General features: G+C 64.0%; 22 protein-coding genes. 8 read left to right on the top strand and 14 right to left on the bottom strand.

The features are described from left to right. Nucleotides 1-20 precede the first annotated feature (20 nt). Together E0H22_RS16545 and E0H22_RS16540 are read left to right on the top strand one after the other, a co-directional pair. Nucleotides 21-386 carry a response regulator gene (locus tag E0H22_RS16545; protein ID WP_233022099.1) on the top strand — a complete coding sequence of 122 codons (366 nt, stop codon included), beginning with the start codon at nucleotides 21-23 and terminating at the stop codon, nucleotides 384-386. A gap of 10 nt (nucleotides 387-396) precedes the next feature. Then, nucleotides 397-1,770 (top strand): PleD family two-component system response regulator, encoded by a 1,374-nt coding sequence (locus E0H22_RS16540; RefSeq protein WP_233022098.1) that lies wholly within the window; start codon nucleotides 397-399, stop codon nucleotides 1,768-1,770. Nucleotides 1,771-2,001: 231 nt separating this feature from the next. On the opposite strand, the gene rpmG is transcribed toward E0H22_RS16540, so the two are convergent. From rpmG to E0H22_RS16505, 7 genes are all read right to left on the bottom strand, one after another. Continuing rightward, a complete protein-coding gene (rpmG, locus tag E0H22_RS16535; protein ID WP_233022097.1) occupies nucleotides 2,002-2,169 on the bottom strand; it encodes a 50S ribosomal protein L33 in 168 nt (55 codons plus the stop codon). Nucleotides 2,170-2,295: 126 nt separating this feature from the next. Continuing rightward, nucleotides 2,296-3,624, bottom strand: a complete 1,329-nt coding sequence (locus E0H22_RS16530) for an LLM class flavin-dependent oxidoreductase (RefSeq protein ID WP_233022096.1) — start codon at nucleotides 3,622-3,624, stop codon at nucleotides 2,296-2,298. Nucleotides 3,625-4,024: 400 nt separating this feature from the next. Then, on the bottom strand, nucleotides 4,025-4,756 hold the full coding sequence (locus E0H22_RS16525) for an NUDIX hydrolase (protein ID WP_233022095.1): 732 nt from the start codon (nucleotides 4,754-4,756) through the stop codon (nucleotides 4,025-4,027). A gap of 49 nt (nucleotides 4,757-4,805) precedes the next feature. After that, the gene (locus E0H22_RS16520) at nucleotides 4,806-5,240 is read right to left on the bottom strand and encodes a DUF983 domain-containing protein (protein WP_233022094.1); all 435 of its coding nucleotides are present in this window, start codon (nucleotides 5,238-5,240) and stop codon (nucleotides 4,806-4,808) included. 26 nt (nucleotides 5,241-5,266) lie between these two features. Next, nucleotides 5,267-7,645 carry a ribonuclease R gene (gene rnr / locus E0H22_RS16515; protein ID WP_233022093.1) on the bottom strand — a complete coding sequence of 793 codons (2,379 nt, stop codon included), beginning with the start codon at nucleotides 7,643-7,645 and terminating at the stop codon, nucleotides 5,267-5,269. A gap of 2 nt (nucleotides 7,646-7,647) precedes the next feature. Beyond that, a complete protein-coding gene (topA, locus tag E0H22_RS16510) occupies nucleotides 7,648-10,398 on the bottom strand; it encodes a type I DNA topoisomerase (RefSeq protein WP_233022092.1) in 2,751 nt (916 codons plus the stop codon). A gap of 250 nt (nucleotides 10,399-10,648) precedes the next feature. Next, nucleotides 10,649-11,098 carry a winged helix-turn-helix transcriptional regulator gene (locus E0H22_RS16505; protein WP_233022091.1) on the bottom strand — a complete coding sequence of 150 codons (450 nt, stop codon included), beginning with the start codon at nucleotides 11,096-11,098 and terminating at the stop codon, nucleotides 10,649-10,651. Between the two features lie 122 nt (nucleotides 11,099-11,220). Between E0H22_RS16505 and E0H22_RS16500 the strand changes: the two genes are divergently transcribed. Beyond that, nucleotides 11,221-11,994, top strand: coding sequence for an SDR family oxidoreductase (locus E0H22_RS16500; protein ID WP_233022090.1), 774 nt, complete (start codon nucleotides 11,221-11,223; stop codon nucleotides 11,992-11,994). A 158-nt stretch (nucleotides 11,995-12,152) separates the two neighbouring features. Here the strand turns inward: E0H22_RS16500 and E0H22_RS16495 are convergent, their stop codons facing one another. Then, nucleotides 12,153-12,761 carry an FMN-dependent NADH-azoreductase gene (locus E0H22_RS16495; RefSeq protein ID WP_233022089.1) on the bottom strand — a complete coding sequence of 203 codons (609 nt, stop codon included), beginning with the start codon at nucleotides 12,759-12,761 and terminating at the stop codon, nucleotides 12,153-12,155. Between the two features lie 98 nt (nucleotides 12,762-12,859). Here E0H22_RS16495 and E0H22_RS16490 point away from each other — a divergent pair, with 98 nt between their 5' ends. Further along, complete coding sequence (locus E0H22_RS16490) at nucleotides 12,860-13,246, top strand: winged helix-turn-helix transcriptional regulator (RefSeq protein WP_233022088.1); 387 nt, start codon at nucleotides 12,860-12,862, stop codon at nucleotides 13,244-13,246. A 3-nt stretch (nucleotides 13,247-13,249) separates the two neighbouring features. Here E0H22_RS16490 and dprA read toward each other — a convergent pair whose 3' ends face one another. The 4 genes from dprA to E0H22_RS16470 all read right to left on the bottom strand — a co-directional run bounded on the left by dprA (nucleotide 13,250) and on the right by E0H22_RS16470 (nucleotide 17,583). Beyond that, nucleotides 13,250-14,365: a DNA-processing protein DprA gene (gene dprA / locus E0H22_RS16485; protein WP_233026396.1), complete on the bottom strand. Its 1,116-nt coding sequence runs from the start codon at nucleotides 14,363-14,365 to the stop codon at nucleotides 13,250-13,252. Between the two features lie 102 nt (nucleotides 14,366-14,467). Beyond that, nucleotides 14,468-15,061, bottom strand: a complete 594-nt coding sequence (gene plsY, locus E0H22_RS16480; RefSeq protein WP_233026395.1) for a glycerol-3-phosphate 1-O-acyltransferase PlsY — start codon at nucleotides 15,059-15,061, stop codon at nucleotides 14,468-14,470. A 167-nt stretch (nucleotides 15,062-15,228) separates the two neighbouring features. Further along, nucleotides 15,229-16,530 carry a dihydroorotase gene (locus E0H22_RS16475; protein WP_233022087.1) on the bottom strand — a complete coding sequence of 434 codons (1,302 nt, stop codon included), beginning with the start codon at nucleotides 16,528-16,530 and terminating at the stop codon, nucleotides 15,229-15,231. 99 nt (nucleotides 16,531-16,629) lie between these two features. Continuing rightward, nucleotides 16,630-17,583, bottom strand: a complete 954-nt coding sequence (locus tag E0H22_RS16470) for an aspartate carbamoyltransferase catalytic subunit (RefSeq protein WP_233022086.1) — start codon at nucleotides 17,581-17,583, stop codon at nucleotides 16,630-16,632. A gap of 491 nt (nucleotides 17,584-18,074) precedes the next feature. Between E0H22_RS16470 and E0H22_RS16465 the strand changes: the two genes are divergently transcribed. The 3 genes from E0H22_RS16465 (at nucleotide 18,075) to E0H22_RS16455 (ending at nucleotide 21,445) form a co-directional block, all read left to right on the top strand. After that, nucleotides 18,075-18,821 (top strand): M15 family metallopeptidase, encoded by a 747-nt coding sequence (locus E0H22_RS16465; protein ID WP_233022085.1) that lies wholly within the window; start codon nucleotides 18,075-18,077, stop codon nucleotides 18,819-18,821. A gap of 186 nt (nucleotides 18,822-19,007) precedes the next feature. Further along, nucleotides 19,008-20,654 (top strand): acyl-CoA dehydrogenase family protein, encoded by a 1,647-nt coding sequence (locus E0H22_RS16460; protein ID WP_233022084.1) that lies wholly within the window; start codon nucleotides 19,008-19,010, stop codon nucleotides 20,652-20,654. Next, a complete protein-coding gene (locus tag E0H22_RS16455) occupies nucleotides 20,651-21,445 on the top strand; it encodes a CPBP family intramembrane glutamic endopeptidase (protein WP_233022083.1) in 795 nt (264 codons plus the stop codon). Before E0H22_RS16460 ends, E0H22_RS16455 begins: the two co-directional genes overlap by 4 nt. 35 nt (nucleotides 21,446-21,480) lie before the next feature. Here E0H22_RS16455 and E0H22_RS16450 read toward each other — a convergent pair whose 3' ends face one another. Then, nucleotides 21,481-22,416 carry an AEC family transporter gene (locus E0H22_RS16450; protein WP_233022082.1) on the bottom strand — a complete coding sequence of 312 codons (936 nt, stop codon included), beginning with the start codon at nucleotides 22,414-22,416 and terminating at the stop codon, nucleotides 21,481-21,483. A 2-nt stretch (nucleotides 22,417-22,418) separates the two neighbouring features. After that, nucleotides 22,419-22,910: a Holliday junction resolvase RuvX gene (gene ruvX / locus E0H22_RS16445; protein ID WP_233022081.1), complete on the bottom strand. Its 492-nt coding sequence runs from the start codon at nucleotides 22,908-22,910 to the stop codon at nucleotides 22,419-22,421. Between the two features lie 201 nt (nucleotides 22,911-23,111). Here ruvX and E0H22_RS16440 point away from each other — a divergent pair, with 201 nt between their 5' ends. Beyond that, nucleotides 23,112-24,188 (top strand): NAD(P)H-dependent flavin oxidoreductase, encoded by a 1,077-nt coding sequence (locus E0H22_RS16440; protein ID WP_233022080.1) that lies wholly within the window; start codon nucleotides 23,112-23,114, stop codon nucleotides 24,186-24,188. The last annotated feature ends 2 nt before the right edge of the window (nucleotides 24,189-24,190 follow it).

The raw sequence follows: 24,190 nt of genomic DNA, 5'->3' as shown, positions 1-24,190 counted from the left end.
TGTCGGGATTGGAGGACGGGATGGCCAAAACCGTCCTGATCGTGGAGGACAACGAGCTCAATATGAAGCTGTTCCGTGACCTTCTGGAAGCCCATGGCTACCAGACGGTGGGCACGAGCAACGGCTACGAAGCGCTCGATCTTGTCCGCTCGCTGCGCCCCGATCTGATCCTCATGGACATCCAGTTGCCGCAGGTTTCCGGCCTCGATGTCACCGGTTGGATCAAGAAGGATCCTGCCATCAGCATGATCCCCGTCGTCGCCGTCACAGCCTTTGCCATGAAGGGCGACGAGGAACGCATCCGCGAAGGCGGCTGCGAAGCATATTTGTCAAAGCCTATTTCCGTCGGGAAGTTCATCGAGACGGTCCGACGATTTATCGGTTAGGGAGTTTTTCATGTCAGCGCGTATTCTCGTCGTCGATGACATACCCGCCAATGTGAAGTTGCTGGAAGCCCGCCTGTCCGCCGAATATTTCGACGTGATTACCGCGTCGAGCGGCACTCAGGCGCTGGAAATCTGCGCGCGCTCGGAATGCGACCTGATCCTGCTCGATGTCATGATGCCGGACATGGACGGCTTCGAGGTCTGCCGTCGCCTCAAGGCTGATCCGAAGACGCACTTCATTCCGGTCGTGATGGTCACCGCCCTGGATTCGCCATCCGATCGCGTGCGCGGCCTGGAGGCCGGCGCCGACGATTTCCTCACCAAGCCCGTTGCGGATGCCGTGCTGGTGGCGCGCGTCCGCTCGCTGACGCGCCTGAAGATGATGACCGACGAGCTGCGCATGCGCGCGCTCACCTCGCTGGAGATCGGCATCCAGGCGCCGGAGCGCAGCGCCGTGGCCGACGAGGGTGTTGGCGGCCGTATCCTTCTCGTCGATGACCGCCCGGCGTCATATGAGCGTCTCGCACCGTTGCTCGCAGCCGAGCATACCGTGGATGTCGAGCCCAACCCCACCGAAGCCCTGTTTCATGCGGCCGAGGGTAATTACGATCTCCTGATTGTTTCCCTCAGCCTCACGAATTTCGACGGCCTGCGACTGTGCAGCCAGGCGCGCTCGCTGGAGCGTACGCGGCAGATTCCGATCCTTGCCATCGCAGACATCGACAATAACACGCGCCTGCTGCGCGGGCTCGAGATCGGCGTGAACGACTATCTCACGCGGCCGGTCGACAAGAACGAGCTGCTGGCGCGTGCGCGCACCCAGGTGCGCCGCCGCCGCTACACCGATCATCTGCGCGACAACGTCCAGCATTCCATCGAGGCTGCAATTACCGACGGTCTCACCGGCCTGCACAATCGCCGTTACATGGAAAGCCATCTCCAGACGCTGGCCGAGCAGGCGGTGACGCGCAGCAAGCCGCTGGCGCTGATGATCCTCGATATCGACTACTTCAAGTCGATCAACGATACGCATGGCCACGACTGCGGCGACGACGTGCTGCGTGAATTCGCGGTGCGCATTCGCAAGTCGATCCGCGGCATCGATCTGGCTTGTCGCTATGGCGGCGAGGAATTTGTCATCGTGATGCCGGAGACCGACATGCATGTTGCCGGCATGGTGGCGGAGCGTCTGCGCCGCTCGATCGCCGGCGAGTCGTTCTCGATCGACCGCGGCAACAAGCGGATCGAAGTTACCATCTCCATTGGTCTCGCGACGCTGGAGAAGAAGAGCGAGTCGATCGCCGACGTGCTCAAGCGCGCGGATGTCGCGCTGTATCGCGCCAAACATGACGGGCGCAACCGCGTGGTCGCCGCAGCGGCGTAAGATCGAATCCGTTCCCTCATGGTGAGGAGGCCTAGCGGCGCAATTGCGCCGCTGACAGCGCCGTCTCGAACCATGAGTTGGTCTGGCTCCGAGCGTGCAGTCATCCTTCGAGACGCATGCCGTTGGCATGCTCCTCAGGATGAGGGCAGAGAGGGGTGCGGCTCGTGCACTTGCTCAACAAAAAACGGGGCCTTTCGGCCCCGTCCAGATCGTCAGCAGCGGCGAGCGCGCTTACTTGATCTTGGCTTCCTTGAACTCGACATGCTTGCGCGCGACCGGGTCGTACTTCTTCTTGACCATCTTGTCGGTCATGGTGCGCGAGTTCTTCTTGGCGACGTAGTAGAAGCCGGTATCCGCGGTGGAAACGAGCTTGACCTTGATGGTGACCGCCTTGGCCATGGTGAAACCTCTGAATGTCGGGAATCGGGTGACAGCCAGAGCACTGGCCGCGTTGGCGCGCAAACTAGCCGCGAACGCCCCAAAGTCAAGGTTTTCCGCAGCGGTAAATCCGGGGATTTCCTGCCATTACCGCCGAAAGAAGCGGTTTTCGGGGCGCGGAAGCCCCAGATTCTCGCGCAGCGTGCGGCCTTCATAGGCGGTCCGGAAGATACCGCGCCGCTGCAGTTCCGGGACGACACGGTCCACGAACTCGTTCAGGCCCTCTGGCAGATAAGGGAACATGACGTTGAAACCGTCGGAGGCCTCGGTTTCCAGCCATTCCTGCATCTCGTCGGCGATGGTCTGGGGTGTCCCCACAAATGCGGAGCCGGCATAGCCCCCGAGCCGCTGGGCGAGCTGGCGCACGGTGAGATTTTCCCGCCGGGCGAGGGCGATGACGCGTTCGCGCCCGCTCTTGCTGGCATTGCTCTCGGGGATGTCGTCGGGCAGCGGGGCGTCGGGATCGAAGCCGGAGGCATCGGTGCCGAGGTTGATCGACAGCGAGGCGATGGCGTTGGCGTAATGCACCTTGCTGTCGAGCAGCGCGCGCTTCTCCCTCGCTTCCTCGATACTGTCGCCGACCACCACGAAGGCGCCGGGCAGGATCTTGAGGTGATCGGGATCGCGGCCGAGCTTCGCCATCTGGCCCTTGATGTCGGCATAGAGCTTTTGCGCATCGCCGATCGGGCCGCCGCCGGTGAACACGGCCTCCGCCGTCTCTGCAGCGAGCTGTTTGCCGTCTTCGGACGCGCCGGCCTGCACGATCACCGGCCACCCCTGCACGGGGCGAGCGATGTTCAGAGGGCCGCGGACCTTGAGATAGGCGCCCTTGTGATCGAGCACATGCATCTTTTCGGGGTCCATATAGATCCCGCTTTCGGCGTCGCGCGGAAAGGCGTCGTCCGCGAATGAATCCCACAGGCCGGTCACCACATCGTAGAACTCGCGCGCACGCTTGTAGCGCTCTGCATGCTCCATGTGGTCGTCGAGGCCGAAATTGAGCGCCGCATCGGGATTGGAGGTGGTGACGATGTTCCAGCCGGCACGACCGCCCGAAATGTGATCCAGCGAAGCGAAGCGGCGGGCCACGTGATAGGGGGCGTCGAAAGTCGTCGAGCCGGTGGCGACGAGGCCGATATTCTCGGTCACGGCCGCGAGCGCGGACAGCAGCGTGAAGGGTTCGAACGACGTCACCGTGTGGCTGCGCTTCAGCGCTTCCACCGGCATGTTCAGCACCGCGAGATGATCGGCCATGAAGAAGGCGTCGAACTTGCCGGCCTCCAGCTTGCGGATCATCTGCTTCATCAGCGGAAAATTGAAATTGGCATCCGGCACCGCGCCAGGATAGCGCCAGGCGCCGGTGTGGATTGAGACCGGTCGCATGAAGGCCCCGAGCTTCAACTGACGCTTTGCCATCCAAATGATCCCCGTGATGTTGGTCGGGAGCACATAGTCATGCGGTGGGCGATGGAACAGGAGGTGTCCGCAAGAAGATTATTGCGAATTGGGATGCGCCCGTAGAACACCGTCATTGCGAGCCTTGGCGAACTGCGTTGCAATTCGTTTGAGCGAAGCGATCCGGAAAGCCAAAAGCCGGAGGGCCGGACTGGCTTCGTCGTCATATGAGGCAGAGTCAAAAGCGCGCAGACATGCTGCGCGCTTCGCTTGCCCTCGGCTCTTCATCTGCAAGCGGCAGCCACGATTTGGCGAGATCGGCAGATCGCGACTTCCGCGAAGCCGCTCGATACACCCGCTTTCTTCGCGAGCGCTATCGCGCGTTGAAATCGCGAAACGCCGCAGTAGCGGCGCTTGCGCGTCAGGCGGGTATCAGATCCATCTGCATCTTACCGTCGTACCAATGAAAGAACGGCAGCGGCGCGTTGTGGTGGAGAGGCCCGAGTGCCAGGCGTTTCTGCAGCTGGTTGAGCACATTCTTGGTCATCGCATGCGCGTCGGCGAGATGCGGCGAACCGAGTTCGACCCACACCAGCTCCACCAGTTCGGCATCCGCATGAACCACACCTTCCACGCGGTGGGCGATCGACGAGGCATCGGCGGTGAAGAAGCGGGTGTCGAAACGCTTGATGCGGCCGGGCGGGGTGATGGCGCGGGCGATCAGGAACAGGCCCGAAGGGTCCGGCAGCAGGCCGGCATCGCTGAAGGCCTGCCACGGCCCGTTGAGCTTTTTCGTCGTGCCGTCGACCTTGCGGCCGAGACAGAGGCCGGTCTCTTCGCAGGCTTCGCGGATGGCGGCGATGGCGAGCGAGCGGGCGCGCGAGGGCAGCGTCTTCGGGCTGCCCTTCATCAGATTGGCTTCGAGCGCGGCCGGCATTGGCGCGGCCACCGGCACGCGATTATCGGTCTTGTCGACACTGCCGCCCGGGAAGACGAACTTGCCCGGCATGAACACCACCTTGTCGTGGCGCTTGCCGACCAGCACTTTCGGCACCGGGCCGGAGCGATCGACCAGCATCAGCGTCGCTGCATCGCGCGGGCGCTTGTAGGGGTGGTGATCGGCTTCCTTGCCGACTTCAACCGTCTCGCTCATTCCGTCTCCTAAAATTTTCTTCTTCGATATTAAAGAGACGGAGAATGTATCAGTGCTCGTGGCCGTCGCCAAACCCGTGCATGCGCAGAGCCCACTGCAATCCGACGACAGCTCCCTTGATCGGTTGCAGCAGCAAGAGCGAGGCGATCAGCGTGATCGGCAAATAGATCGCGAGCTGCAGCGCGACCGAAGGCGAATAGTTGGTCTCGATCCACAAAGCGATCGGCACCACGATATGGCCGACGATGACGATCACGAGATAGGCTGGCAGATCGTCGGCGCGATGGCCGGATAATTCCTGGCCGCAGCGATCGCAGTGATCGGCGGTCTTCAGGAAGGCGCGAAATATCTTGCCTTCACCGCAGTTCGGGCAGCGGCAGAAGAAGCCGCGCCTCATCGCGGTCCACAGATCGCGCCTCGCGGCGGGATCGGCCGCGTTTGTCCAGGTCTTGGTCAAGGTCTTCGGCGTGGTCAGCGTCATCATGGCCTGTCTCGCTCGGAACAGCGTTGTTACGATTTGCCTCGCTTCGGCTTGCCGCCCTTGCTGCGGGACGCGCGCGCCTTGGCAATGATCTTCTTTGCCTTGCTCTTCACCCGGACATTGCGGCCCGGTTTCGATTTCTTCGACGATTTGTACTTCGTCGTGTTGGGATGCGCATCGCGGTCGTCAGCACCCTTGCTGCTGCCGTGCTCACGCCGTCGGCTCCGAGGCGCTTCATTGCCCTCGGACAGCATTTCAAATCGCAACGCGCCGGCGACCGGCGCAGCCTCGACCAGACGGACGTCGACGACATCGCCCAAACGGTACATCGCTCCCGAGCGCGTGCCGATCAGGGCATGCCGGGCTTCGTCATAATTGAAATATTCCGAGCCCAACGTCCTGATCGGAACCAAGCCATCTGCCCCGGTCTCGGTCAATTTGACAAAGAGTCCAACCTTGGTGACCCCGGAAATCCGGCCCTGGAAACTCGCACCGATCTTGTCGGCCAGAAAGTGCGCGATCAGCCGGTCGGACGTCTCGCGCTCCGCCTTCATGGCGCGGCGCTCGGTGGCGGAGATCTGCGCGGAGACTTCCGCCAGCGTCTCCGGCGTCTCGGTTTCGGGCAGGGCGCCTTCGCCGAGGCCGAGCGCGCGGATCAGCGCGCGGTGCACGATCAGATCTGCGTATCGCCTGATCGGCGAGGTGAAATGTGCGTAGCGCCGCAGGTTCAGGCCGAAGTGCCCGTAATTCTCGGCGGCATATTCCGCCTGGGCCTGCGAGCGCAGGACCACTTCATTCACCAGCGGTTCGGAATCGTGACCCTTCACCTGGGACAGCACGCGGTTGAATACCGCCGGCCGCAGCGCACCCGCCTTTGCGAAGGGCATATCGAGGGTCTTGAGAAATTCCGCGAGATTGTGAACCTTCTCGACGGTGGGCTCGTCATGCACACGATAGATAAGCGGCAGGCCCTTCTTTTCAAGCATTTCCGCCGCCGCGACATTGGCGAGGATCATGAACTCTTCGATCAGCTTATGGGCATCGAGCCGTTCCGGCACGATGACGCGATCGACGGTGCCGTCCTTCTTGAGCAGGATTTTTCGCTCGGGCAGTTCGAGCTCGAGCGGATCGCGTTCGTCGCGGGCACGCTTCACGAGCCTGTATGCAGCCCACAGCGGTTTCAGGATCGGGTCGAGAATGGGGCCGGTGACGTCATCCGGCCTGCCGTCGATCGCCGCCTGCGCCTGCGCGTAGGAAAGCTTCGCCGCCGAGCGCATCAGCACGCGATGAAACGAATGCGAGACCTTCCGCCCGTCCTCGTCGATCACCATGCGCACCGCGAGCGCGCCGCGTGGTTCGCCCGGCACCAGCGAGCACAGATCGTTGGAGATGCGCTCGGGGAGCATCGGCACGACGCGATCGGGGAAGTAGACGGAATTGCCGCGCTGGAGCGCGTCGTGATCGAGTGCGGATCCGGGCCGCACATAGAAGGCGACATCGGCGATGGCGACGGTAACGATCATGCCGCCGTCATTGTCGGGATCGACTTCCGCATAGACGGCGTCGTCGTGATCCTTCGCATCCGGCGGGTCAATGGTGACGAGCGGCACCTCGCGCCAGTCCTCGCGGCCCTTCAGGGCGGCCGGCTTCGCGGCCTCAGCCTCTTTCAGCGCGCCACGTGAAAACGCCTGCGGAATGTCGTGCGAATGGATCGCGATCAGGCTGATCGCCTTTTCCGACGACAGTGAACCGAGGCGTTCCTTCACCTTGCCCGAGGCGAGGCCGTAACCACGGGTGCGGATCAGGTCGACGCTGATCAAATCGCCATCCTCGGCGCCGTTGGCATCGGATGCGGCGATGTTGAGTTCGCGCCCGGCCTGCTTCTTGTCGACCGGGATCATGCGGCCGCCGCCATTCGGCAGCGCGCGATAGATGCCGAGCAGGCGCGTGCGCGCGCTGTCGAGCACCTTGATGATGCGGCCGCGATAGCCGAACGCTTCGCCGTCGTCCTCGATCTTCTCGAGGCGCAGCAGGACGCGGTCGCCGACGCCGGCCGCGGTGCCGGGGAGGGGGCGGCGCGGGATATGGATACGGATGCGCGGCGGATTGCCGTCGGCATCGTCCCATTCCACCGGCGTGGCGATCAGTTCGCCGTCGGCATCGCGGGTGGCGATATCGACCAGCACCGTGGGTGGCAGGCCCTTGGGCTCGCGGACTTCCTTGCCCTTCCTGGCGATGGAGCCGTCGGCGACGAGTTCGCGCAGCACGCGCTTCAGCTCGACGCGTGCCGCGTTTTTCAGGCCGAATTCCCGCGCGATCTCGCGGGTGCCGATCTTGCCGGGATAGGCGCGAATGAACGCGACGATCTCATCCCGGGTCGGAAATGCAGTGTCGCGTTTTTTTGCCACGACTACCCGTTCTTGCTCGCGCTCTTCTTGGCGACCGCCTTCTTGGCCGTGGTTTTCTTTGCCACGGTCTTCTTGGTCACCGGCGCGCGCGCCTTGCTGGCTGCGGCAGTTTCGGCCTTAGGCTTGGCGGCCTTCTTGGGTGGTGCCTTCTTCGCAGGCTTGTCATCGCCATCCGCCGTGTCGGTTGTCTTCGCAGCCTTCTTTGGCGCCGCCTTCTTGGCGACCTTCTTCACCTTGCCGCCTCCCTTGGCCGCGCGCTCGTCGAGCAGCGCGATGGCTTCGGCCACGGTGATGGTGTCCGGCGTCTTGTCGTTCGGGATCGTCGCGTTGACGCCGCCGGCGGTGACATAGGCGCCATAGCGGCCGTTCTTCACGGCGATGCCGCCGAGGGCGGGATGTTCGCCAAGCGACTTGCCGGGATCGGCGCCGAAGCGGCGGCCCGACGGGCCCTTGGCGATCTTCTCGGCAATCAGCGTCACAGCACGGTTGAGGCCGATATCGAACACCTCGTCGCCTGCCTCCAGGCTGGCATAGGTCTTTTCATGCTTCACGAACGGGCCGAAGCGGCCGAGGCCCGCCGTGATCGGCTCACCCGTTTCCGGATGCTTGCCGATTTCACGCGGCAGCGAGAGCAGTTTGAGCGCCAGATCGAGATCGACATCGGACGGCGACGTATTGCGCGGAATCCCCGCGCGCTTCGGTTTCTCGCCTTCGCCATAATCCTTGACATCGCCGAGCTGGATATAAGGGCCGAAGCGGCCGGCTTTGACAGCGACTTCGAGGCCTGTATCCGGATCTTCGCCGAGCACACGATCCGCAGTCGCCGCGCTGTCGGCGGCGAGGGGGCGCGTATAGCGGCATTCCGGATAGTTGGAGCAACCGACGAAAGCGCCGAATTTGCCGGCTTTCAGGTTGAGCCGGCCGGTGCCGCAGGTCGGGCACTGGCGCGGATCGCCGCCATCCTCGCGTGCGGGATAGATGTGCGGGCTGAGCATGTCGTCGAGTACATCCAGCACCTGCGCGACGCGCAGCTCCTTGATGTCATCGACGGCGCCGATGAAGCCGGTCCAGAATTCCTTCAGGACATCCTTCCACGCGACCTCGTTGTTGGAAATCTTGTCGAGGTCTTCTTCCAGCGATGCCGTGAAATCGTATTCCACATAGCGCGCGAAGAAGTTTTCGAGGAAGGCGACCACGACGCGGCCCTTGTCCTCGCCATAGAGACGCTTCTTCTCGAGGCGCACATAGCCGCGCGCCTTCAGCACGTCCAGAATGGACGCATAGGTCGAGGGCCGGCCGATTCCGAGTTCTTCCATGCGCTTCACCAGCGACGCTTCCGAGAAGCGCGGCGGCGGCTCGGTGAAGTGCTGGGTGACCGCGAGATTCTCTTTCTTCAGCGCTTCGCCCACGCTCATGGCGGGCAGGCGGCGGGAGTCTTCGTCGTCGCTGTCGTCGTCACGGCCTTCCTGATAGACGGCAAGGAAGCCGTCGAATTTCACCACCTGGCCGGTGGCGCGCAGTTCGAGCACGCGCGACCCAGCCTTCGCGGTGATGTCCACGGTGGTGCGTTCGAGTTCGGCCGACTCCATCTGGCTGGCGACGGTGCGGATCCAGATCAGCTCATAAAGACGATACTGGTCGCTATCGAGCCGCGCCTTCAGGCTGGCCGGGCGGCGCGACATGTCAGTTGGGCGGATGGCTTCGTGCGCTTCCTGCGCGTTCTTCGCCTTGCTCGTATATTGGCGCGCGGTGTCCGGCACGTATTGCTTGCCGTAATCCTCGCCGATCACCGTACGCGCCTGCGCGATCGCCGATGGATCGATGGTCACGCCGTCGGTTCGCATATAGGTGATGAGGCCGGTGGTCTCGCCGCCGATATCGATGCCTTCATACAGCCGCTGCGCGATGCGCATCGTATGGGCCGGCGCGAAGCCGAGCTTGCGGCTGGCCTCCTGCTGCAGCGTCGAGGTGGTGAACGGCGCTTGCGGATTGCGGCGTGCCGGTTTTGCATCGACGGTCGCGACCGAAAACGCCGCCGCGTCGAGCGCCTTCTTGAAATCTTCGGCTTCGGCGCCGGTGCCGATGTCGAGACGCTGGATCTTCTTGCCATCGGCGCCGACCAGGCGCGCTTCAAAACTGTCGCCGCGCGGCGTCGCCAGCGTGGTCACCAGCGACCAGTATTCGCGCGGCACGAATTTTTCTATTTCCTGCTCGCGGTCACAGACGAGGCGCAGCGCCACCGATTGCACGCGGCCGGCCGAGCGGGCACCGGGCAGCTTGCGCCATAGAACGGGGGAGAGGGTGAAGCCGACGAGATAATCGAGGGCGCGGCGAGCCATATAGGCGTCCACCAGCGCGCCATCGATCTCGCGCGGGTTCTTCATCGCGTCGGAGACGGCCTGCTTGGTGATCGCATTGAACACCACGCGCTCGATCTTCTGATCCTTCAGCGCGCGCTTCTGCTTCAAGACTTCGAGCACGTGCCAGGAGATCGCTTCGCCCTCGCGATCAGGGTCGGTCGCCAGAATGAGCTTGTCGGCGCCCTTGACCGCCTTGGCGATGTCGTTGAGCCGGCTGTTCGCCTTGGGGTCCACTTCCCAGATCATCTGGAAATTGGCATCGGGATCTACCGAGCCATTCTTCGCCGGGAGGTCGCGGACATGGCCGAAGGACGCCAGGACCTCATAGTCCTTGCCCAGATACTTGTTGATCGTCTTGGCCTTGGAAGGCGACTCCACGATGACGAGATTCATGACTTTCCAATAGTTTAGCGGGGGGAACCGGCAGTTCCGCGCCAGAGTCGCGCCCGCCGTTTCGCGGCGAACATGGGTGCGAAGGGGGCCCGTGTCAAATCGGGGATTGTGACAAGCTACCCGGGAATGCATGCCGATAATGACTTTTGGTTGTGTTTTTCAACCTATGAGTGTCGTTTGCAATCTCTCATTATGGTTGAATCCAGGCCCATGGGCGGAGCCTGCCGCATCGAAGGGGGGACGGGTGTTTTCACGCCACTGCGGGCTTGAGCGTGACATCGCCGAGGCCGAGCAGGCGGCCGTTCGCAGCGTGCAATTCGAGTTTGCGGATGCGCTGGCCGGTTTCACGGTCCACCATGATGTTGGTCTCTTCGCCGGGCGTGAAGGCGTACTCCTCCGCCCATTGCCGCAGCGCCACCATGATCGGAAAGACGTCGCGCCCTTTCTCGGTCAGTACGTAGTCCTGATAGGCGCTGCCATCCGCAGCAGGCTCTAGTCTGAGGAGGCCGTCATCGACCAGCGCACGCAGCCGCATGGTCAGGATGTTCTTGGCGACGCCGAGGCTCTTCTGAAACTCGCCGAACCGCTTTTTGCCCAGCATGGCGTCGCGAATGATCAGCATCGACCAGCAGTCGCCGATCGCTTCCATCGAGCGGGCCACCGGGCAGGCATTTTCCTTGAGGCTGTTGCGCTTCGCCATTGCGTCTCCGGGCCGATCAAACATTCCCGTGATCGGTCGTCTCATCTGGTTGCATTATGAAACTGTCCGCTCTAACTGGCAATATGGTTTTAAAAAGCAACCAGATTGAACAGGAGATCGTCATGCGTTTGGCAGGGAAAACGGCGCTCATTACCGGCGGTAACAGCGGCATCGGGCTGACCACGGCAAGATTGTTCGTTGCGGAAGGGGCAAAAGTCGCGATCACAGGTCGCGATAAGGCGAAACTCGACAAGGCCGTTGAGGAGCTCGGCGCCAACGCCATCGGTGTTGTCGCCGACGCCACTGACATTGTGGCGACCGAGCGGGCCGTGGCCGAGGCCGTCGCCAAATTCGGCAAGCTCGACATCGTGTTCGCCAATGCCGGCATCGCCGGCAACACGCCGGTGGGCGGCACGACGCTCGAAGTTTTCGAAGCCGTGCTCAAGACCAACATCACTGCCGTCTTCTTCACCGTTCAGGCGGCCGTTGCGCATCTGAACGATAACGCTTCGATCATTCTCAATGGCTCGGTGATTTCGGTGCTCGGCAATCCCGGCTATTCCGCTTATGCGGCAAGCAAGGCGGGTGTTCGTGCCATGGCGCGGGTGATGGTGTCCGAACTGTCGCCGCGCGGCATCCGCGTCAATGTCGTTTCGCCTGGCGCCACGGCGACGCCGATCTGGGATCGTGTCGCGCCGACGCCCGATGCGTTCAATGCCTTTGAAAAACGGCTCTCGCAGACAATCCCGCTCGGCCGCATGGGCAAGCCGGACGAGGTCGCGAAGACCGTTCTGTTCCTCGCATCCGATGAGTCGTCGAATGTGCAGGGCGCGGAGATCTTCGTCGATGGCGGCGTCACCGCATCGCCTGCAGGGGCGCCGGCGTTTCGTGGGTAAGGTGTAGTACCGTCATCCCGGGGCACGTCATCCGCAAAGCGGACGGAGTGAACCCGGGATCTCGGTAGGCTGAAAAGCATTCCAAGATTCCCCGCCGCTGCAATTGCAGTGGCTGAGGTCCGCGCGAAGACGCGCATCCCGGAATGACGGGCTTGTCGTTACGCCGCGCGAAGATCCGTCGCCGCCTGCAGCGCGCCGTTCACGGCTTTCTCACGCATCTCTGGCCCGATCATGATGCCATCGGCGGCGATGAACTCGACATTCGTTACGCCGATGAAGCCGAACACCCAGCGCAGATAGGTTTCGAGATGTTCGCCGGCCGCGTAGGGCGTGTCATTGCCGTAGAACCCGCCGCGTGACAGCGCGATGATCACGCGCTTGCCGCCCGCGAGACCTTCGGCGCCGTTGGCGCCATATTTGAACGTCTTGCCGGCCACGAGGATGCGGTCGATCCAGGCCTTGAGCTGGGTCGGAATGGTAAAATTGTACATAGGAGCCCCGATCACCACGATATCGGCGGCAAGGAACTCGTCGAGGGCGGCCTGGCCGGCGGCGAGATCGGCCTGCAGCGCGGCATCAGCAGCGCCGCCCTGGGCGGCCGCCAGGTGCGGCCCCGAGAGATGCGATAGCGGTTCCGATGAAAGGTCCCGATAGGTCACCGCAAGGCCGGGATGCGCCTTGGTGAGGCGTTCGGTGATGGCGGAGGAAACCTGTCGGCTGACGGAGTGGGGGCCGAGGACGCTGGAATCGATGTGGAGAAGTTTCATGGTTAGTCACCTATGGTATTGGTTTGTAACCGACGCTACATGAGTGACTGTCCGAAGCCGCACAAGAGGGCACTATTTTGAAACCCGCGCACACAAATGTGCCTGTCCCGCCCGCCGATCTGTCCGATCCGCAGCACAGCGACTGCCGCGGCGTCGCCTCGGTGCTGTCGCGCGTCGGCGACAAATGGAGCGTGCTGGTGATCATGATGCTGGTCGACGGCCCGCGCCGCTTCAACGAATTGAAGCGCATGATCGGCGGCGTCTCCCAGCGCATGCTGACGCTGACCTTGCGTGGGCTCGAGCGCGACGGTCTCGTCACGCGCACGATCTATCCGACTATTCCGCCCCGGGTGGATTACGAACTCACCGAACTTGGCCATGGTTTGTCGGAGCCGGTGAAGGCGCTCGGTAGCTGGGCCCTCACGCATCTGCCGGAAATCCAGCAAGCGCGTGAAAAGTTTGACGGTGAGGGCGACCGCGCCTAGTCCCTACATCATCGATACCAGTCCTCCACCGTGACGTTCCAGTCGTCCGGCTAGCTCCAGCTCAAGCAACACCACGCGCACCGCCGTCGGCGATGCCTTGGCCAGACGGATCAGGTCATCGATGCCGATGGGGCTCGGGCCCAGCAGGGCGATGATACGGGCGCGATCGCTGTCGTCCGGTTCGTCGAATGACCCTGCGTTCTCCGTTTCGCGAGCCGGCCATTCGATTGGCCGCTCCATGATCGGCGCGACGGCGTCGATGACGTCGGCAGCTCCCGTGACCAAAGTCGCACCTTGCTTGATCAGCCGGTTGGTGCCGGCGGCACGTGGATCGAGCGGCGAGCCGGGTACGGCGAACACCTCGCGTCCCTGTTCGGCGGCCATCCGCGCTGTGATCAGCGAGCCGGAGCGCTCCGCGGCCTCGATGACGACGACGCCCAGCGCCGCGCCGGAGATCAGCCGATTGCGGCGCGGAAAGTCCTTTGCCCGCGGCACATGGCCGAGCGGCATTTCCGAGATGGCGCCGCCAAAGGCAAACAGGTCGAGCAGCAAATCTTCGTGCTCTGGCGGATAGATCCGCTCATGGCCGCCGGCCAGCACGGCGACGCTGCCGGCCGCGGCGCTGGCCCGATGCGCGGCCTGATCGACCCCGCGGGCCAGGCCGGAAATGATGACGAATTCGGCGTCGGCCAGTTCACGCGCCAGCATCTCGGCAAATCTCAATCCGGCGCCGGACGCGTTGCGCGAGCCGACAATGGCGATCATCGGCCGTGCCATCGCCTCGCGGTTGCCGCGCATGCCGAGCAAAGGCGGCGCGTCGTCGATGTTCGCGAGCCGCGGCGGATAGCCGGGCTCGCCGGAGCCCACCAGCGCCACGCCGATCCGGCCGCTCCGTGTGATTTCCTGCTCCGCCTCATCCGTGCTGCAGATGCGGCCGCCGCGCCGTGCGCCGCCGCGGCGGGCCAGGTCCGGCAGGCGCTCCAGCGCTGCGTGCGCACTGCCGAACTGGGTGATCAGGGCACGGAAGGTGCGCGGCCCCACATGTTCGCTGCGGATCAGCCGCAGCCAGTCGCGCCGCTGCTCGTCGGTCAGGCGGATCGGTGCGTTCGGCGTATCGATCAAGCTGCGCTCCCCCGGGGACCAGCTTAATCAACTTCAGGGTGCATTCAATCGGCGTTGTCGCCCGGGGCGGGACCCCTGCGTGGCGCGCGGCTGTTCCTGTTACTTTTGACCGATCTTGCCTTCGGTGCCGTTCAGCAGCCGTTTGATGTTTTCGCGGTGCATGAACCAGAGCAGGACGGTCAGCGCGGTGGCGAGCAGGCCGAGCGGCGCTGACTTGGTGACCCACCACAGGAAAATCGGCGTGATCATGCTGGCGGTCAGCGCCGCGAAGGACGAGTAGCGCGAGCTGAACGCGGCGGCGAGCCAGGCGAGGCAGAAGATCAGCGCCGCCGGCCAGTACAGGCCGAGCATCACGCCGATATAGGTGGCGACGCCCTTGCCGCCCTTGAAGCCGAGCCAGACCGGGAAGAGGTGGCCGAGGAAGGCCGCGCCCGCGGCGATCATCGCCGGCACCGGGCCGCCGAGGATGCCCATGACGACCACGGGGATCGTACCCTTGAGCGCGTCGCAGACGAGCGTCGCGGCGGCGAGGCCCTTGCGGCCGGTGCGCAGCACATTGGTCGCGCCGATATTGCCGGAGCCGATGCTGCGGATGTCCTGGGTGCCGGCCACTTTGGTGATCAGCAGGCCGAAGGGGATCGAGCCGAGCAGATATCCGAAGGCGGCGGCGAGGATATAGAGCGGGTTCATGATTGTCCCATGATCTCTGCTGTGTCCCGGACGCGATGCAGCACGCAGTGCTGCCTCGCAGAGCCGGGACTGTGTCAAACGCCGGAGCCTGCGACGGTCCCGGCTCTGCGGAGCAGCGTTACACGCTGCACCGCGTCCGGGACAAGTCCGCGATGGTCCGTAAGCTCAATTCAGACGTGCTCATAGACGGTGCGCCCGCCGACGATCGTCCGCACCACGCGGCCGGTGAAGCGCGCCTCATCGAACGGCGTGTTCTTGCATTGCGACTTGAGATCGGCGGGATCGAGCATCCAAGGGACATCGGCGTCGATGATGATCACGTCGGCCACGGCGCCCGCGCGCAGCGTGCCGCCGGGCAGGCCGAGCAGTTCGGCCGGCCGGGTGGACATTGCGCGGACAAGCTGCGTCAGGCTGAGCTCGCCATTGTGAAGCAGCCGCAGGCCGGCCGAGAGCATGGTCTCGAGGCCGATGGCGCCGGGCTCGGCTTCCGCAAACGGCAGTCGCTTGGTCTCCACATCCTGCGGATTGTGATCGGACATGATGACGTCGATCAGGCCTTCGGCGACCGCATCCACCAGCGCGCGGCGATCCTCTTCGGTGCGCAGCGGCGGAGAGAGCTTGAGATACGAGCGATACGGCCCGATATCGTTCTCGTTCAGCGTCAGGTGATTGATCGAGGCCGAGGCGGAGACGCGCAGCCCGGCATCGCGCGCGCGCTTCAAGATCTCGATGGAGTCAGCGCAAGTGACCGAGGCCGCATGATAGCGCCCGCCGGTCAGCGCCACGAGGCGCATGTCGCGCTCCAGCATCATGGCTTCGGCGGCGGTCGGAATGCCGGTCAGGCCGAGGCGCGAGGCGCGCTCGCCTTCGTTCATCACGCCTTCGCCGACCAGCGCGGGATCTTCGGTGTAATGCACGATCAGCGCGTCGAAGTCGCGTGCATAGGTCAACGCACGACGCATCACCTGCGCGTTGGTGACACTCTTGTGGCCGTCGGTGAAGGCGACGGCGCCGGCCGCGCGGAGCAGGCCGAATTCGGTCATCTCCTTGCCCTCGAGCCCCTTGGTCAGCGCGGCCATCGGATGGATGTTGACGATCGCCGTGTCGCGCGCGCGGCGCAGCACGAAGTCGACGGTGGCGGAATTGTCGATCGCCGGCGATGTGTCCGGCTGGCAGATGATCGTCGTGATGCCACCCGCCGCTGCCGCATGGCTCGCCGAGGCAAAGCTCTCGCGGTGGCTGGCGCCGGGTTCGCCGACGAAGGCGCGCATGTCGATCAGGCCGGGCGCGACCACCTTGCCTGCGCAATTGATGACGTCGGTGCCTTCCGGCACGCCGGCGGTGCCGATGCCGCGTTTGGCGTCGCGGATCACGCCATCGACGATGAGTACGTCCCCGACCGTGTCGAGATGTTGCGACGGATCGATCAGCCGCGCATTGGCGAGCAGGAGAGGGCGGCGGTTGGTCAGCATGAAATCATCGCCGTTTCGACATGAGAGATCTGAAGATCGCGAACTTCAATTTCCGCTGCAGTAACCCGATCACGAGCGGCGGCAGCGTATCCATGGCCGTCACGCATTGGGCAGGTTGCGCGCCAGCGCTTCCAGCACCGCCATGCGTACGGCGACGCCCATTTCCACCTGTTCGCGGATCAGCGACTGCGCGCCGTCGGCGACCAGGCTATCGATCTCGACGCCACGATTCATCGGACCCGGATGCATCACCAGCGCATCCGGCTTGGCATAGGACAGCTTCTTCTGGTCGAGACCGAAATACTGGAAGTATTCGCCGGACGACGGCACGAAGGAGCCGTTCATGCGTTCGCGTTGCAGACGCAGCATCATCACGATGTCCGCGCCGTTCAGGCCGTCGCGCATGTCGCGCGCGACCTCGACGCCCATGCGTTCGATGCCCGGCGGCAGCAGCGTGGAGGGGCCGACCACGCGGACGCGTGCGCCCATCGTGTTCAGCAGGATGATATTGGAGCGCGCCACGCGCGAATGCAGCACGTCGCCGCAGATCGCGATCACGAGGCCTTCGAGGCGGCCCTTGTTGCGGCGGATGGTGAGGGCGTCGAGCAGCGCCTGGGTCGGATGCTCATGGGCGCCGTCGCCGGCATTGATGACGGAGCCATCGACCTTGCGTGCGAGCAGTTCTACCGCGCCGGAGGCGTGATGGCGCATCACCAGAATGTCCGGATGCATCGCATTCAGCGTCATCGCGGTGTCGATGAGCGTCTCACCCTTCTTGATCGAGGAGGAGGCGACCGACATGTTCATGACGTCGGCGCCGAGGCGCTTGCCGGCGAGTTCGAAAGAGGATTGCGTACGGGTGGAATTCTCGAAGAACAGATTGACCTGCGTGCGGCCGCGCAGCGAGGTGCGCTTCTTGTCGACTTGCCGGTTCAGCTCGACATATTCCTCGGACAGGTCGAGGAGGCCGGTGATCTCGGCGGCGGTCAGGCCTTCGATCCCCAGCAGATGCCGGTGGGCGAAGACGAAACTGGATTTGGGGGCGCTGGTCATTAAAGCCAAATCCTATAGGGCTCGTTGCCGCAGGGGGCAAGCTTGGATCGCCCGGTTCCGGGTTATCCCCCGGGATGTGGGTGTCATGGTAGAATTGCAATAATTCGGGGCCTAGCACCCGTCTCCGGGCATCATCCTGAGAGCCTGACTGGAAATGCCGTCCGTGGGTTTGGCGCTGCTGTTAGCCCAGACGGAACGCAACACACTCTGTCCCTCATGGTGAGGAGCGCGCTCTTGCGCGCGTCGCGAACCATGAGATGGTGTGGCTCGAAGGATGGCCGCGGGCTCCCGGGGCCAGGTGACGATGGTTCGAGACGCGGCCTGTGGCCGCTCCTCACCATGAGGGCGGAATGTTGGACCAAGGAAGGGGGGCGAGAGCGTCATCCGCTGCTTCGGCTCCGCGGCGGATTACGCGGAGTTTATCATCGGGCGCGCTTCGCGCGACCCGTTGGCTCATCCGCCCTACGTTCTGGGATTCCATGATGATGCCGATGTCTCGATGGTCCGTGATCGGCTGCCTCGCGCTGGGACTGTCGTCGACGCCCGCGCGTGCATCGGGGCTGCCGGACGACTTCGTGTTCCTGCGTGACCTCGATCCGAGCATCCGGCAGGACATCCGCTATGCGGGCTTCAACAATTTCGTCGGCCGCAGGCTCGCCGGTTATGACGCCGCCGAATGCATAGTGAAGCGTCCGGTCGGGCTGGCGCTCGTGCGCGTGCAGCAGGATCTGAAGGCGCAGAACCTGTCGTTGAAGATGCTCGACTGCTATCGCCCGGCACGCGCCTCTCGCGACATGGTGGCTTGGGCGCAGGACGGCAACGAGACGCCGGCGCAGAAGCGCTACAATCCCTCCTTCAGCAAGGTCGATCTGTTTCGTCTCGGCTATGTCGCCGAGCGCTCCGGTCACTCCACCGGCGCCGCCGTCGATCTCACTTTGGTCGATCTGCGCGCGGGCGCGTCTGCGCCGTTCGATCCCGGCAAGGCTTATGGCAATTGCATCGCTCCCGAAGCGCAGCGCGCCCCGGAAGCGAGTGTCGACATGGGCACGGGTTACGATTGCTCCGACGTAAAGGCGTGGACGGCGTCGCGCGCAATCAATGCGGCGCAGCGCCGCTGGCGCGGCATTCTCTTGACGGCGATGCGCAAACAGGGGGTCCTGAACTATGCGAAAGAGTGGTGGCACTTCTCGATGCCGGGTGTCGGCACCACTGCGTATGATTTCCCGATCAGACGATAAAGCTCACGGCCGTAGGATGGGTTGAGCGGAGCGAAACCCATGCTGTCCGTCGTTGCGGCGGGCTCCGCCGATGGGTTTGGCTCCGGCGCTTCGCGCCTGTCTTCTACCCATCCTACGGCGCCTCGTATTGAGGCACGATCCATCGTAGAATGATTCGCAACACGCTCCTGCTGCCGGAACATCCCGATGACCTCTCCCGCCTCAGCCAAACATGCGGTGATCAATCAGTCGCCGCCCTTCGAGGACGTCAATCTGTTCGAGCTCGACCGGCCGCTGGTCGATGCGCTGGCCTTCAACGATGCCTCCAGCGCCTTCATTGAGCACTCCGGTTTCGGCAAGTTGTGGGGTTCCGCCGAGATGGCTGACCGCGCGCGACGCGCCAATGAGAACACGCCGAAGCTGCGCACCTTCGATGCGCGCGGCAATCGCCGCGACGAGGTCGAGTTTCATCCGGCCTATCACGAACTCATGATGGCGAGCGTCGCCGCCGGCATTCACAATTCGACATGGACCGTGGACGGCAAGCCGAAGGGGCGCGCGTCCGAAACCGTGCGCGCGGCAAAGTTCTACATGGCGGCGCAGGTCGAGACTGGACATCTGTGTCCGATCACCATGACGCGCGCCGCGGTGGGCGCGCTGGCATCGCAACCGGATGTGCTGGCGCAGGTGATGCCGATCATCGGCAGCGAGACCTACGATCCGAGCTTCAAGCCATGGTTCGAGAAAACAGGCATGACCCTCGGCATGGGCATGACCGAGCGCCAGGGTGGCACCGACGTGCGCGCGAACATGACCTTCGCGAAGCGCGACGGCGATGCATTCCAGATCACTGGCCACAAATGGTTCATGTCGGCGCCGATGTGCGACGCCTTCCTCGTGCTGGCGCAGGAGGAAAGCGGTCTAAGTTGTTTCTTCATGCCGCGCTTCCGCCCGGATGGCTCGCTCAACGCGCTCAACTTCCAGCGTCTCAAGGACAAGCTCGGTAATCGTTCCAACGCTTCGTCGGAGGTCGAGTTCAACGAAGCCTATGCGCTGCGCGTCGGCGAGGAAGGCAAGGGCATCCGCACCATCATCCAGATGGTGCAGTTGACGCGGCAGGATTGCGCCATCGCTTCCGCCGGGCTGATGCGCTCGGGTCTCGTCCATGCGCTGCACCACACCCGTCATCGCAGCGTGTTCCAGAAGCATCTTGCCGATCAGCCGATGATGCAGAGCGTGCTCGCCGACATGGCGCTGCACGTGGAAGCGACCACCGCACTGGTGATGCGGCTGTGCCGAGCCTTCGATCAGGCGCCGGAGGATTCGATGGAGGCGGCTTACATGCGCTTCCTCACACCGGTGGTGAAATACTGGGTCTGCAAATCCGCGCCCGGTTTTCTCTATGAGGCGATGGAGTGCCTGGGCGGCAATGGCTATGTCGAGGAGGGCATTCTCGCGCGGCACTATCGCGAGGCGCCGGTCAATGCGATCTGGGAAGGCTCGGGCAATGTCATGTGTCTCGATGTCCTGCGTGCACTGTCCCGCGAAGGCGATGCCGCGACGGGCGTGCTGCAGGAGTTGATGCTGGAAACCCAGGGGCTGCCCGGCGCGTCGGATGCCGCCTCCTTCGTGATCCGCTGCCTGCTGCGTCCGGATAGCGAGCGCGCCGCCCGCCAGGCCGTGGAGGTATTGGCGATGCTGGCGGCCACCGCCGCGCTCAACATGATCCATCCGCCGCATGCCGAACTGTTCGCGCGCACGCGCCTCGATGGCCCGCGCAGCATGCTCTATGGCGCCGCTGAATTCACGGAAGTGCAGGCGCGCGGTCTGTTAGAGCGGGCACTGCCGTTGTGAGCGCCATCGACACGCCCGCAGCACCGGCATCGGCCGACCTGCCGCCCGCGACCAGGCCGCCGCGGGTCTGGAAATTCTGGGGCACCGCGCTGTGGGGGGCGCTGGCCTTCGCGGCCATGTCCATTGGTCAGCTCACGGTGGTCGCCTTCGAGGTGATCCGCAGCGGCGAGCCGATCGATCTCGGACTGATCGTCAAGGCGGTCAGCAGCGGGACGACGGTGGCGCTGTCGGTGATCATGGGATTGCCTGCAGTGTGTCTCGCGCTGTGGCTCGCCATCCGCATCGCGCGAAACTCGTTCATGGATTATCTCGGTCTGCGCGGCACGACCTGGAAGAATGTGCTGCTCGGCACCGTCGCGCTGGTCGTTCTGGTCGGCGCATGTGAGGTGCTGGCGAAACTGACCGGCCACAAATCCGCGCCGGGCTTCATGCTCGACATCGTGAATTCGTCACGCGCCGATGGCACCTTGTGGCTGCTGGTGATTGCGCTCACAGCAGGCGCCGCAATCACCGAGGAAATTCTCGCGCGCGGGTTCTTGTATCGCGGATGGTCGGAGTCTTTCTTGCGCCCGGTCGGCGCTATCGTCGCCTCATCGCTGGTGTGGACGGCGATGCATGCGCAATATTACGATCCGTTTCTATTCTCCCAGGTTTTCACCATGGGCCTGCTGTTCGGCTGGCTGCGTCATCGCAGCGGCTCGACCTGGCTGACAATCTGGCTTCACGCGCTGAACAATTTTGCCGCGACGGTGCAGACGCTGCTGATCGCGAATGGCGTGTTATCCGTCTGACCGTAGGGCGGATGACGCTGCGCTCATCCACCCTGCTATTTCAACGATTCCGCAAACGCGATCAACACCGGCATCGTCAGCACGGCGAGGGCAGTCTGGATCGTCAGCACCTGAGCCAGCATCGGCGCGTCGCCGCCCATCTGCCGTGCCAGCACATAACCGTTCGAGGCCGAGGGCACTGCCGCGCAGCAGGCGACGACTGCGAGGCTCGTGCCGGTGAGGCCGAAGGTGACGCCGAGACCGATAGCGATCAGCGGCATCACCACTAGTTTGAGCGCGACCGTCAGGATTGCCGCCGCGCCGGGCCTGTGCAGTCCTTCGAGTTGCAGCCCGGCACCGACCACCAGCAAGCCCATGGCAAGGGAGCAGCGGCCCAGCGCATCGAGGAACTCATGCGCCGGCCGCGGCATCGGCAAGCCCGCGAGATTGATGGCGATGCCGATGATGCAGGCCCAGATCAGCGGATTTTTGGCGATGGTCCTGAGCAGCACCGGCCAGGCCAGTTTTTGCGGTGATGCGTAATGCGCCAGCACCCAGACCGAGAGGATATTGAGCAGCGGGATCATCGCCACCATGGCCACCGAGGCGAGTGTGATGCCGAGCTGGTCCCACAGATTGCCGGCGACGGAGAGTGCGACGAATGTCTGCCAGCGCGTCGCGCCTTGAAACAGCGAGCTGAAGGTGGGGCCGCTGAGGCCGATGCCCTTTGCGAGCAGGGGTCGCAGTGCAAGGCACAGCAGCGACATCGCGATCACGGACAGCAGCAGCGAACCGCCGACACCGGCGATCGGCACCGATTTCAGATTGGCGCGTGCGAGGCTGTGGATCAGCAACGCCGGAAACAGCACGTAGTAAACGAGGTTCTCGACCCCGATCCACATGACGTCCTGTTTGATCAGCGAGCGGCGCAGGCCGAAGCCGAGCACGATCAGCAGGAACACCGGCACGAGGGCCGCGAACACGGTCAGCATGGTCAGCGAATATCCGGCGAACGCGACAACGCGGCGAGGCGGTCCAGTGCGCCCTGCAGGATGAAGATGGCGGCGTGCTGGTCGATCACCTTGGCCCGCTTGGCGCGGCTGACATCGTTGGCGATCAGCTCGCGCTCGACGGCGGCGGTGGACAGCCGTTCGTCCCACAGCCCGATCGGCATGTCGGTGAGCTGCGCGAGGTTGCGCGCAAAGGCCCGTGTCGATTGCGCCCGCGGCCCCTCGCTGCCATCCATGTTGATGGGTAACCCCAGCACGATGCCACAGATATTCCGTTCGGCGGCGAGCGACAGCAGCCGCGCGGCATCCGCCTTGAACGCCTTGCGTTCGATGGTCTCGACGCCGGTCGCAAGGCGGCGATCCGGATCGGACACCGCGACGCCGATCGTCTTGGTGCCGAGATCGAGGCCGATCAGGCCACCGCGAGCCGGCCAGTGCGCGGCGGCGTCGATGAGGGGGAGGATGGGAGCGGGCATGCGCCGCCAATAGCATGGGCCGCGCTGTGGTCAAACGTCGCCGCGGGTTTCGCATCGCTGTGAATAGCCGTTGCTGCGGTGCCGTGCTAAGGCTGGTTCCGACCCGGCAACGGCGCGCGGGGCCCTCTCAGCCGTCTCACGGTTGCCGCAAGGATGCCGCAACATCGGATGGCATTTCCCGCGAAAACAGGTTGTTTTGCTATGTGGCCGGACCGTCGTTTGATCGATTTGCTGAAGATTGAAGCCCCCATCGTGCAGGCGCCGATGATCGGGCCGGTGGATACCGACATGGTGATCGCGGTGATCGAAGGCGGCGGTCTCGGATCGTTGCCCTGTGCCGCGATCTCGGCCGAGAAGATGCGCGATCAGGTTGAGACCGTTCGCCAGCGCGTGTCGGGACCGGTCAACCTGAATTTCTTCGCCCATACCGGCGTGGATGCCGATCCGCGACGCGAAGCCGGTTGGCGCAACCGGTTGTCGGCTTATTTCGCCGAACTCGGGCTCGACCGCGACGCGCCCTCCAATGTCGCCAATCGTGCGCCGTTCGACGAGGTGATGTGTGCGGCCGTCGAGGAGCTGCGCCCGGAAGTCGTGAGCTTTCATTTCGGTCTGCCGCCGCCCGCGCTGCTTGCGCGCGTCAAGGCCACCGGCTGTATCGTGATGGGATCCGCGACCATCGTGCGCGAGGCGGTCTGGCTTGAGCAGAACGGCGCCGATGTTGTCATCGCGCAAGGCGCGGAAGCCGGCGGCCATCGCGGCATGTTCCTCACGCACGACATCCAGACCCAACCCGGCTTGTTCGCCTTGCTGCCCCAGGTGGTCGATGCCGTGAAGGTGCCGGTGATCGCAGCGGGCGGTATTGGCGACGGACGTGGTATTGCCGCCGCCTTCGCGCTTGGCGCCGCCGGCGTGCAACTCGGCACGGCCTATCTGCGCTGTCCGGAATCGAAATCGAGCGCAGCGGTCAAGGCGGCCTATTCCGGGGCGGTCGATGATTCGACCGTCATCACCAATGTGATGACCGGCCGGCCGGCACGCGGCGTAATCAACCGCGTGATGCGCGAGGTCGGGCCGATCTCGGCGGACGCCCCGGCATTCCCGCATTCTGCGGTGGCGCTGGGTCCGCTCAAAACCGCAGCCGAAAAACTCGGCAAGGTCGATTTCACCAATCTATGGGCCGGTCAGGCGGTGCATCTCGGCGGCGCGTTGCCGGCGGCGGAGTTGACGCGGAAACTGGCTGCGGACGCGCTGGCGCGGATGGCTGCGCTCAAATCGTAGGG

Origin of the sequence: Rhodopseudomonas boonkerdii, from assembly GCF_021184025.1 — a bacterium.
Taxonomy (GTDB): domain Bacteria; phylum Pseudomonadota; class Alphaproteobacteria; order Rhizobiales; family Xanthobacteraceae; genus Tardiphaga; species Tardiphaga boonkerdii.
The sequence above is the reverse complement of the archived record's forward strand: the minus strand, read 5'-3'. Positions and strand labels throughout refer to the sequence as shown.

Bases quoted from the DNA above. Each gene is read 5' to 3' on its own strand.
- E0H22_RS16545 (WP_233022099.1), top strand. From the start codon at position 21: ATGGCCAAAACCGTCCTGATCGTGGAGGACAACGAGCTCAATATGAAG.
- E0H22_RS16540 (WP_233022098.1), top strand. From the start codon at position 397: ATGTCAGCGCGTATTCTCGTCGTCGATGACATACCCGCCAATGTGAAG.
- rpmG (WP_233022097.1), bottom strand. From the start codon at position 2,169: ATGGCCAAGGCGGTCACCATCAAGGTCAAGCTCGTTTCCACCGCGGAT.
- E0H22_RS16530 (WP_233022096.1), bottom strand. From the start codon at position 3,624: ATGGCAAAGCGTCAGTTGAAGCTCGGGGCCTTCATGCGACCGGTCTCA.
- E0H22_RS16525 (WP_233022095.1), bottom strand. From the start codon at position 4,756: ATGAGCGAGACGGTTGAAGTCGGCAAGGAAGCCGATCACCACCCCTAC.
- E0H22_RS16520 (WP_233022094.1), bottom strand. From the start codon at position 5,240: ATGATGACGCTGACCACGCCGAAGACCTTGACCAAGACCTGGACAAAC.
- topA (WP_233022092.1), bottom strand. From the start codon at position 10,398: ATGAATCTCGTCATCGTGGAGTCGCCTTCCAAGGCCAAGACGATCAAC.
- E0H22_RS16505 (WP_233022091.1), bottom strand. From the start codon at position 11,098: ATGGCGAAGCGCAACAGCCTCAAGGAAAATGCCTGCCCGGTGGCCCGC.
- E0H22_RS16500 (WP_233022090.1), top strand. From the start codon at position 11,221: ATGCGTTTGGCAGGGAAAACGGCGCTCATTACCGGCGGTAACAGCGGC.
- E0H22_RS16495 (WP_233022089.1), bottom strand. From the start codon at position 12,761: ATGAAACTTCTCCACATCGATTCCAGCGTCCTCGGCCCCCACTCCGTC.
- E0H22_RS16475 (WP_233022087.1), bottom strand. From the start codon at position 16,530: ATGCTGACCAACCGCCGCCCTCTCCTGCTCGCCAATGCGCGGCTGATC.
- E0H22_RS16470 (WP_233022086.1), bottom strand. From the start codon at position 17,583: ATGACCAGCGCCCCCAAATCCAGTTTCGTCTTCGCCCACCGGCATCTG.
- E0H22_RS16465 (WP_233022085.1), top strand. From the start codon at position 18,075: ATGTCTCGATGGTCCGTGATCGGCTGCCTCGCGCTGGGACTGTCGTCG.
- E0H22_RS16460 (WP_233022084.1), top strand. From the start codon at position 19,008: ATGACCTCTCCCGCCTCAGCCAAACATGCGGTGATCAATCAGTCGCCG.
- E0H22_RS16450 (WP_233022082.1), bottom strand. From the start codon at position 22,416: ATGCTGACCGTGTTCGCGGCCCTCGTGCCGGTGTTCCTGCTGATCGTG.
- ruvX (WP_233022081.1), bottom strand. From the start codon at position 22,910: ATGCCCGCTCCCATCCTCCCCCTCATCGACGCCGCCGCGCACTGGCCG.
- E0H22_RS16440 (WP_233022080.1), top strand. From the start codon at position 23,112: ATGTGGCCGGACCGTCGTTTGATCGATTTGCTGAAGATTGAAGCCCCC.